This window comes from Ochrobactrum sp. EDr1-4, from assembly GCF_049199085.1.
Classification (GTDB): Bacteria; Pseudomonadota; Alphaproteobacteria; order Rhizobiales; family Rhizobiaceae; genus Brucella.
The window spans coordinates 1-4,701 of record NZ_JBLZOF010000022.1; the positions used below are offsets into that span (position 1 = coordinate 1).

A 4,701-nucleotide genomic window follows, 5' to 3' on the forward strand; every position below is an offset into this window, starting at 1 on the left:
TATGGCGGAGCGGCTGCACCCGATCCCATTCCGAACTCGGCCGTGAAACGCTCCAGCGCCAATGGTACTTTGTCTTAAGACACGGGAGAGTAGGTCGCTGCCAGGTCTGCTAAGCACACAAATATCAAATCATCTTCTCAAATCCATACAAAACAGCTTTACTAGCGCTATGCGCAAAACTACCCAACCGGTTCAATAAACACACCATGGCGCGGGGTGGAGCAGCCCGGTAGCTCGTCAGGCTCATAACCTGAAGGCCGCAGGTTCAAATCCTGCCCCCGCAACCAAAAATCCATAACAAATACAAATTGTTACGCCTCCTTCGGGAGGCTGTTCGCGTTCCCGCCAAATCCACCCGGAATCATATCGGAAGCATCAGAAGGAAAGCTGTCGCGCAGTAAAGCCGGATAAATGCGACGGAAATTTACTGCGGATTGCGCTGAAAAAGTACCAATGGCGGAGACGTGGTAAGGGTATAAACGAACCAGGGCCGGAGGGGATGAGATGGCTGAAATCTGGGATGAAGCTCATGACGTCGTCGTCACGTCTGATGATATTCTTGGCGGTACGCAGGTGATTGCTAACGCGCGAATTCCAGCTCATGATGTGATGGCTGCCTTGGCCGCGAGCGCAACAGAAGAACAAGTCCTTACAAACTATCCCTCGCTCACTACGCATCATATTAAGTTGCTGGCATCCTATCATGAAATCTACTCGACTGGGGCGTTGAATGCACCGCGGGCGCATACCTTGCCCGAAGGCGTCTGCCGGATCAAGGAATACCGCGTTCCACGTATCCGGAAAGGTTAATCCACGTTGATCGTCGATATCGATGAGACAAGATATGGGAGAAAGCCATTCCAGGTCTCTGCTGATCAGTCATCAACATATCAGACGCGGCGATGAAGAAAAAAACGACTGCTTCGCGTCTTAAAGCTGCCATAGGCTAAAGAAGCTAGGAATGTCCGTAATGGGGTCCATTTTTTGCAACTTTCTGGGGTGAATTCCTACCTGGCCGGTTTTGGGTGCTGGATCGAAAAAACCGCTGTTCAACTCACCGCCGCATTAGAAACGTGACGCGTCATCGTTCCAGACTGGTAAACTGAAAGCGCTTCCACATTCGTGTCATCACCGCAATGCAGACGATATTTCAGCGTGCTGATCCGGCCTGTCAACAAGTCAAGGATGTAGGCGAATATTGAGCGCCCTCATCTCGCTCGTTCAATTTGCATCAAGGCTGGTCACTCGAACATTTTGTCGATTACGGCTTGTTCGGCTTCCTCCCATCGACGCACATCCTTAGTCACCTGCTCAATCTCTTTGTCACTGAGGTGGTGCGCACCGTCCTGGTCGATACGACATAGACTGAATGGCTTACCGACGGTGGGGGACGTAAGGTCAAGCGCTTCCAAAACACGCAGGACGGCCGCGCAACCGAAGCGCAGCGACCGCTCGGTCAAATTATAGTGAGACAGAAGCGAGCCGGCTTGCTGTGCCATGGCCGCACCGCTGCCGATCGCGTGGAATCCGATATCAGCGTAGTGCCCGATCATGCCAGAAGGTGTTATCTCAACGATCCACGGCTCACCTTTGCGCCATCCGGCAGCCATCACGTAGGCCGATGGCGAGCCGCCACCTTCCTCGCCCGGAACGTCCGAGATGAACGTGTCGTAGTGATGGCGCAGAATCGGGAGCACCTGTTCTTGCAACGCGCGGCCGATATCCGGGGCCTCCAGAATAGCCGCACTGTTTTCATTGAAACACCGTTTGACGTCGAACAGCACTGATCGCGCGCCACTTCCGCCCCAAGCCGCTAGCTCTCCCAAAGGGTGCAGCTTCTCGGCCGGGTATGTCATGCCTCTCCCCTTTTCGGTAATCTGAGAGTCAGAGCCTAGCACTACTCCATCTTGGCAAACAGTAGCAAGGACGACGGTCATTATTTCAAACCTCTCGAGTCGTGTGTTCCGGAATATCCGGTTGGATATACATTAGCCGCAGTTCGCTTTATGACAACAGCGCGATGCAGCCTGAAGTTGTGCTTAATAAGAATAAAAATAACCCATTTTTCCTTCTCGACTTTGAGTGTAGAGAGAACAAGCGTGTAGTCGTATCGTTCCCACATTTTGTAGTCTAAAGGTGCTGGCAAGGCTCTAGCGCCCCGAGCGCTCGAGATGAAGGAAATATATGTGCTAATCTCAGAATTGAATTTCTGAGACAAAACTAAATCTGTGCGCAAGGCGGAGAGCTAAAGGCAGGTTACAGATCGTCTTGGCAATACGTCTAATTGCAAATTTTGGCAGAAGGCGGTCGTTAGCTACATCCAATAAGAACGTCAGTGATGCGCCCAATTTCGGTCATTCAGATCTCAACGCCGAATTCCCAAAGGCAGACGTACGTTATACAGTTATATCAATGCTCAGAAGAAAGTTCGAATCCCGTCCGGTGCGCCAAATTCCGCCGATTACCCTCTATTCCCGCCGATAACCGCCCAAACTGCACCCACGTAAAAAGCGCTGAATAACGGACGTAAGAAAAAGCGTACATACGGCGGTGTTTGGCGGCGAAAAAGTTCGAATCGTTCCCGGTCGATGGGGCGGTTTTCTAATAGCAGGCCTCTCGTATGAGCTTTGAGTAAATGCTATGCGCGCCCTCACTTTTGTCGCTAGCGCGGGGGGGCGCGCATCCCCAAAACCGGCATTGCTGTCAGGTATAGCCCGCGACCAGATTGGGGGTGAGGTGCTGCCCCCTAAGATCAGCTTGACGATCCGTTCGAAATGGAAATCAATGTCGCACGGCTCTCAAAATCGGCTAGCGGTTCCAGCAAGACATAGTTCGACCCTTCGCTGTCTTTCGTGGAGCCATATCGTATCGCAGCGAAGCCCGCAGAACGCGCGCAGTCGGCGACGAACCTCGAAAAAACGTACTGCGGCTTTGACCAACCTGCATTGATATGCGGGGCGGCCAGCAAAGCGGATAGTGAAATCGCGTTCAGGATATCGAAAGACGGCAAGTCCTCGTCGAGATCGGTCAGATCAAGCACGAGCGAAGGCAGAAGGTGCAGTTTAAGACACGCGACACAAACCTCGTCCTCCTTGCCGCCGATTTCAAGTCGTGCGGTCTGTATCGTGTCGGCCACATAGAGTACCGAGTTACCTGCGTGGTTGAAACGTCCCTCGCCAACGACCTCGATTGGTGCGGGGCCAAAGGTCGTCACGTCCTCAGGGTTTTGGGATTTGCCCAGAATATCGGAGGTCCAGCGCGCTCGATACAACTTGTTCGGGAACTCTTGCGGGTGGATAGCTTTGACGTGGGATCGGATAGCTTCCAAAACCTCGACGGCGAATGGGTGCTCTAACAACAGAAACGGCGTGCGCGTACCAAGCTCAGACAGTTGCTCGATGGCGAGCTCTATCTTCTCGACTTCGCTGAAGCGATGCTCGAATACCCAGAAGTTGTTGCGGATGATGTCGTCACACCGTGGGCATGTGACGAAATTAACGAGCGATGAAAACTCCGCCGGCGAATATACATCCCGCATCCGCGAGGTTTCGAAGAACGTGGTGATATCGGTGGACCCTCTCTGGAAATCCAGGTTGCGAAATGCGACCCCGGGCCAGTGGGCCAAAAAGTCATCGTAGCAAGAGTCGCAACACGCAACGCTCGAAGCCATCCACGAGTCGATCTCGTCAGCGAAGAAGTCGTTGAACATTCCGATGTCGTGGCTACACATCGGCAGGAACGCACCAATCGAATGCTGGGGAAGTGCATCGGCATCTTCGTCGGATGTAACGTGACGCAGCTTAGACGCGATTGCCATTATCCTATTACCCAGACGATAGAATTTCCATATCCAATACCAAACTGCTGTGTATCAGGATCATATTTCTGTGCACACAAATGTTCCATTCGGAGCTTCCGGTTCTCATCGCGGATTAATGATAGTTGATTTTCCGAAGTATTTTCGAGCTTCGAAGCCAAGCTGTGCGCCGATGTCGCAAGCAAACGGAGATAGACGTAGAGCCAGCGAGATCATGGTAATGTTAGCCCGAAAGCGGCTCGCCAGGATATTCACTACCTCCAGCAAGCGAACAGCTATTGTATGTCAACTCTCAGCGAAAAGGAGGATATCATCGCGTGCAAGAGCGACACGGGTAGATTCGGATTCCGATTTTGAGGGAACAGGCGGGGAGCGGATGAATATAAACGGGGAGCATGCTGTCCGAATAGCGCAACTTCTTTGGGGATCAACGCCGTCGCGCTTAGGATCGCTCATCGCTATAGCGGGCATCGGGGTGCTGACGAGTATCGTACAGCATGTCATTGAAGGGGTTTTTAGGGCCGCGACTGGGACAGAACTCGGCATTCCGGAAACCAGTCAGTGGGTAGGGTGGGGCCTCCTAGTCATTGGAGTTTTGCTCTCGGTATATGGCGGACAGCAACAACTTGCGCTGCAAAAACCGGTGACCCCAAACCCTCACGATGTAGAGAATCTCCGTAAACTACGTTCAATGTTGCACTCCGATCTTCTCTTCTTCCGGGAGCACAATTTCAACTTCTCCTTTGATCGCAGTAAGGTAACCGGTGTTCTGGCCCCACATTCTGTTTGATTTTGCACTCTGTCATTGAGAGTTAGCGAATGGACAGAACGGAGTTTCTCCATGGAGCCTCGAATGGAGTTTCTCTCAAGCGATCAGAGTAAGC

Annotated in this window: 3 protein-coding genes, 1 tRNA gene and 1 rRNA gene; 3 read left to right on the forward strand and 2 right to left on the reverse strand. The window is 52.4% G+C overall.

Going from position 1 to position 4,701, the window contains the following annotated elements:
• The 3 genes from rrf to ACOZHT_RS24295 all read left to right on the forward strand — a co-directional run.
• Positions 1-106: ribosomal RNA gene (gene rrf / locus ACOZHT_RS24285) — 5S ribosomal RNA — on the forward strand; the annotation flags it as partial.
• A 104-nt stretch (positions 107-210) separates the two neighbouring features.
• A tRNA-Met gene (locus tag ACOZHT_RS24290) sits at positions 211-287 on the forward strand.
• 217 nt (positions 288-504) lie between these two features.
• On the forward strand, positions 505-810 hold the full coding sequence (locus tag ACOZHT_RS24295; protein WP_421567098.1) for a DUF433 domain-containing protein: 306 nt from the start codon (positions 505-507) through the stop codon (positions 808-810).
• Between the two features lie 431 nt (positions 811-1,241).
• Here the strand turns inward: ACOZHT_RS24295 and ACOZHT_RS24300 are convergent, their stop codons facing one another.
• Together ACOZHT_RS24300 and ACOZHT_RS24305 are read right to left on the reverse strand one after the other, a co-directional pair.
• A complete protein-coding gene (locus ACOZHT_RS24300) occupies positions 1,242-1,856 on the reverse strand; it encodes a proteasome protein (protein ID WP_352231029.1) in 615 nt (204 codons plus the stop codon).
• An 896-nt stretch (positions 1,857-2,752) separates the two neighbouring features.
• Entirely contained in the window at positions 2,753-3,817 is a 1,065-nt protein-coding gene (locus ACOZHT_RS24305) for an RES family NAD+ phosphorylase (RefSeq protein ID WP_421567100.1), read from the reverse strand.
• Between the last annotated feature and the right edge of the window lie 884 nt (positions 3,818-4,701).

Excerpts from the sequence above, each read along its gene's own strand:
- ACOZHT_RS24300 (WP_352231029.1), bottom strand. The coding sequence starts at position 1,856 with ATGACATACCCGGCCGAGAAGCTGCACCCTTTGGGAGAGCTAGCGGCT.
- ACOZHT_RS24305 (WP_421567100.1), bottom strand. The coding sequence starts at position 3,817 with ATGGCAATCGCGTCTAAGCTGCGTCACGTTACATCCGACGAAGATGCC.
- ACOZHT_RS24295 (WP_421567098.1), top strand. The coding sequence starts at position 505 with ATGGCTGAAATCTGGGATGAAGCTCATGACGTCGTCGTCACGTCTGAT.